The following is a 4,136-nucleotide window of genomic DNA, read 5'->3' as shown; positions in this document are numbered from 1 at the left end:
GCCGACGTTGAGCGGTCCGAAATTGCCTCTGCCAAGCGTCATGGCCAGCGCATAGGCGGCCAATGTCAGGGCCAGCAGGGCAGTGCCCATGACATCGAACGTGCCTCGGTCGAGCCGCGCGGTTTTATTGCGTGCCGGCAAGGCACGCCAGGCGAGAGCGAAGGTGAGCACACCCAGCGGGACATTGACGAGGAAGATCGCGCGCCAGCCAAAGCCGGCGATCAAAAGGCCGCCGAGCGAGGGGCCAAGTGTCGTGCCGATCGCGGACATGGCGCCGAGCAGGCCCATGGCGCTGCCAATTCTGTCTTTGGTCACGGTTTCGGCGACAAAGGCCAGCGTCAGCGCCATCATCAGCGCCGCGCCAAGTCCCTGCACGGCGCGTGCGGCGATCAGCAGCCACAGCGTCGGCGCCAGGCCGCAGAGCACCGATGCCGATGTGAACAGCGCGATGCCACCAAGCAGCAACGGCCGGCGTCCAAACATGTCGGCCAGCCGGCCGGCGCTGACGATCAGTGTGGTGATGGCGAGCAGATAGGCCAGAACAACCCATTGCACGGACTGGAACGTCGCGCCGAAATTCTGCATCAGCGACGGCAGCCCGACGCTGGCAATGCTGGTTCCCAGCGACGACAGCAGCGTGGCGAGCGACAGGCTTGCCAACGCCCAGCCGGCGGATTGCATCCGTGGTGACGCCGATGTCAGCCCGTCCCGATTTTGCTCAGCGATTGCCACGGCGATCTCCTTCCATCAGTCCCACAACCGGAACTGCTGGAGATCTAGTTCCTTGGCCAATGTGGCGGAAGGCGCAGCATTTGCATCTTATTCGTGCGTTTGGCGCCATATGATGCCATGATCTGCCGATGACATCACCCGATCTCAACTTATTGTTCGCTCTCGACATCCTGCTGACCGAAGGCAGCGTGGCGCGTGCCGCCAGCCGCCTGCGCCTCAGCCCCTCGGCGATGAGCCGGACGCTGGCGCGGTTGCGCGAGGCTACGGGCGATCCGCTGCTGGTTCGCGCCGGTCGCGGCCTGGTGGCGACGCCGCGTGCGGAAGAACTGCGACAACAGGTGGGCCGTGTCGTCCAGGATGCGGAGGCGCTGCTGCGCCCTGCCACCTTGCTCGATCTCCCGAGCCTGGACAGGGTCTTCACGCTGCGCACCAATGAGAGCTTCGTCGAAGAATTCGCACCTCGTCTCGTTGCCCGTATCCAGGCCGATGCGCCCGGCGTGCGGCTGCGCTTTGCGCCGAAGTCCGATAGAGACGTCATGTCGCTGCGCGACGCGGCGATCGACCTGGACATAGGCGTCGCTGGCGAGACCGGACCGGAGGTGCGCATCCAGGCATTGCTTCGCGACTGCTTCATCGGCGCCGTGCGAATGGGCCATCCGTTGAGCGAGGGCACGGTGACGCCGGAGCGCTATGCGGCAGGCCGGCACATCAGCGTTTCACGGCGTGGCCGCGAGAAAGGGCCGATCGACGAGGCCCTGAACCGGCTCGGGCTGCAGCGGACAGTCGTGTGCATGGTTTCCGGTTTCTCGGCAGCCCTCGCCATGGCCCGCACATCAGACCTGATCGCAAGCGTTCCGGAGCGGCACACCGAGGGCGCACGCGCCGGCATGCACAGTTTTCCCCTGCCGGTTGCCACCGCCGAGGTCACCATCTCCATGCTCTGGCATCCGCGCCTCGATGCCGATCCGGCGCAACGCTGGTTGCGCGACCGCGTGCGGGAGGTCTGCGCGGCGTCGCGCTGACAACGATGAGAAGCCTGCGCCAACCGCCCAGGCTTCTCATCTGTCCCGTCTATTCGGTTTGGCGTTTCTGCAAATGCCTCAGTGCGCCTAGTGTGAGCGTCGCCATGACCGAACAGTAGCCCACCAGCGGCCACGCCGTGTCTCCATCAAGCAGGATGACGAACAGCGTGCCGAGGATGCCGACGACAAGGCTCTGGATGCAGAAGTAGAGCGCGACGGCGGTTCCCGCGACATCGCCGAACGCCTCGAGTGCACCGTTCGCGGTGACTGAGACAGCGAAGACGATACCCGCGGCAACGACCCACATCGGTAAGACGAATGTCGCGAAGGACGGCGCCGCGAACAGTTGCCCGGCCGCCAGCAGAGCCGCGCCGAGCAGCAACATCGCCATGCCTCTGATAGCACTGCCCGCAATGCCCCAACGTGCAATGAACTTTTTGGCGAAGCGGGTGGTCACGATCATCACCAGCGCCGCGGTGGCGAAGGCCAGGCTGAAACCGAGCTGTGAAAAGCCGGCGCGGTCCATGAGGACCCGGGGCGCCGTCGAAAAGAACACGAAGAAGGCGCCCATGGCGGCACTGAAGCCGAGCGTATACGCCCAGAAGGCGAAGCTGGAGAGAATGGGACGAAACGCCATTCGCCTGTCGTTGCCATTCAATGGTCGTGTTTCATGCCATCTCGGCCATGCATTGAGGGTGGCGGCTACCGCCAGACCGCCGAGCGTCAGGAAGATCGCGCGCCAGCCGAGATTGTCGGCGATCAACGCACCGGCAATCGGCCCTAACGCCGGCACGAAGGCCAGCATCGAACTGAACAGGCCGTAGATGACGGCACTTTCAAGCCTCTGCGCATAGACGTCGCGAACCGTTGCAAAGGTCGCAACGAGAACGGCGGATGCACCGATGGCCTGCACGACCCGCAAGGCAACGAACACCATGGCCAGCGAGGTGCAGGCGAGCAGGACGGAAGCGCCTGCAAACAAAAGCGCGCCGCCGATCAGCACCGGACGCCTGCCGATCCTGTCGGAAATCGGGCCGAAGACGATTTGGCCGAGCCCAAGACAGATCATGTAGAGGCTCAGCGTCAGTTGGATGACATCAGGCGATGTCTTGAGGATCTCCGGCATCGCCGGGACGATCGGGAGGTAGATATCCATGGCCAGCGAGGCCAGGATGTCGAAAGGCGCCATCAGCACCATGGCTGCTGGCAGGGAAGTGGTCCATGTCGGGTTTTTTGGAAAAGGCATGATTGAACATCCGCTCAAATGGCTACATTTGGCGGCGATCTGCCGTTCTCACTGAAGATGGGAAATGACGGGCCGCCGCAACAACGAAGTGCTGTTGCGGCCTACTTGTCTGCTGACTTGCTGGTTCCCATAGTCGCTATCCCGGATCGCGCGGATATTCTCTCGACGCGCAGATCCGTCCCTTAGCAGCCGGAGTTTGTCCAGGCAACAGGATCAGCTTGGTCGCGTCATCGCAGCCTCGATCACCCTGAAAATCCGCTCGTCCGCGCATTGGGCAGCGTTGAAGCGCAGGAAGCGGCCAGCCGTCCCGGACAGGCTGAATGCGTTGCCGGGCGCCAGCACGATATTGTCGGCCAGAGCGCGGCGGGCCACTTCGGCCGCATCGACGCCATCCGGCAGACTGCACCACAGGAACAGGCCGGCCGGCTGGTCGATCCAGGGTGAGATGCCGATCGCCTTCAGGCGGGCGCCCGTCTCGCCCATGGCGCGCGCAAGCCGTGCGCGCAGCAAATCCATGTGCTTCCGGTAACTGCCGTCTTTGAGCAGCGTCAGCACCAATTCGGCCGCAAGCCGGCCGCCGCCAAAGGTGGTGGCGATCTTCAGGTCGGTCAGGGGCTCGATCCAGTCGCGGGGGGCTGCGATGAAGCCGCAGCGAACCGACGCCGACAGCGTCTTGGAGAAGCTGCCGATGTGGACGACGCGGTTCAGACCATCGAACGCCGCCAGCCTGGGGGCGGGCGCATGTTCGAAATCGGCGAAGATGTCGTCTTCGACGATGGTCAGATCCGACTGGTCGGCGAGCTTGAGCAGCCGATGCGCGGTGACTGGCGACAGCACCGCGCCGGTCGGGTTGTGGATGGCGGAATTGGTGATGTAGAGGCGCGGCCGATGCTCGGCCAACGCCTGCGCGAACAGATCGATATCCGGCCCCGACGGCGTGTAGGGAACGCTGACGACCTTGGCCCGGTGGGCGCGCAACAAAGCGTGGAAGTTGAAGTAACAGGGGTCGTCGACCAGCACGGTGTCGCCGGGCTCGATCAGGAACCGGCACAGGAGGTCGATGGCCTGCGTGCCTGATTCCGTCAGCATGATCTGCTCGGGAGAGGCCTCGATGCCGTGCCCGGCCATACGCCGCG

Annotated in this window: 4 protein-coding genes; 1 reads left to right on the top strand and 3 read right to left on the bottom strand. The window is 64.3% G+C overall.

The window, feature by feature from the left end; genetic code table 11:
- Positions 1-732: MFS transporter (locus EOC06_RS42315; protein ID WP_245469510.1), on the bottom strand; the 732-nt coding region annotated here is incomplete at its 3' end.
- A 128-nt stretch (positions 733-860) separates the two neighbouring features.
- Here EOC06_RS42315 and EOC06_RS12110 point away from each other — a divergent pair.
- Positions 861-1,754, top strand: a complete 894-nt coding sequence (locus EOC06_RS12110) for a LysR family transcriptional regulator (protein ID WP_128307863.1) — start codon at positions 861-863, stop codon at positions 1,752-1,754.
- 49 nt (positions 1,755-1,803) lie between these two features.
- On the opposite strand, the gene cml is transcribed toward EOC06_RS12110, so the two are convergent.
- Both cml and EOC06_RS12100 read right to left on the bottom strand, forming a co-directional pair.
- A complete protein-coding gene (gene cml / locus EOC06_RS12105) occupies positions 1,804-3,000 on the bottom strand; it encodes a CmlA/FloR family chloramphenicol efflux MFS transporter (RefSeq protein ID WP_128307862.1) in 1,197 nt (398 codons plus the stop codon).
- Between the two features lie 213 nt (positions 3,001-3,213).
- Positions 3,214-4,136, bottom strand: a 923-nt coding sequence (locus EOC06_RS12100) for a PLP-dependent aminotransferase family protein (RefSeq protein ID WP_164898554.1), incomplete at its 5' end; no start/stop codon positions are given.

This window comes from Mesorhizobium sp. M7A.F.Ca.MR.362.00.0.0 (assembly GCF_004023175.1).
Classification (GTDB): domain Bacteria; phylum Pseudomonadota; class Alphaproteobacteria; order Rhizobiales; family Rhizobiaceae; genus Mesorhizobium.
Note: the sequence above shows the minus strand (reverse complement) of the source record. Positions and strands in the feature narration are given on the sequence as shown.

Bases quoted from the DNA above. Each gene is read 5' to 3' on its own strand.
- cml (WP_128307862.1), bottom strand. From the start codon at position 3,000: ATGCCTTTTCCAAAAAACCCGACATGGACCACTTCCCTGCCAGCAGCC.
- EOC06_RS12110 (WP_128307863.1), top strand. From the start codon at position 861: ATGACATCACCCGATCTCAACTTATTGTTCGCTCTCGACATCCTGCTG.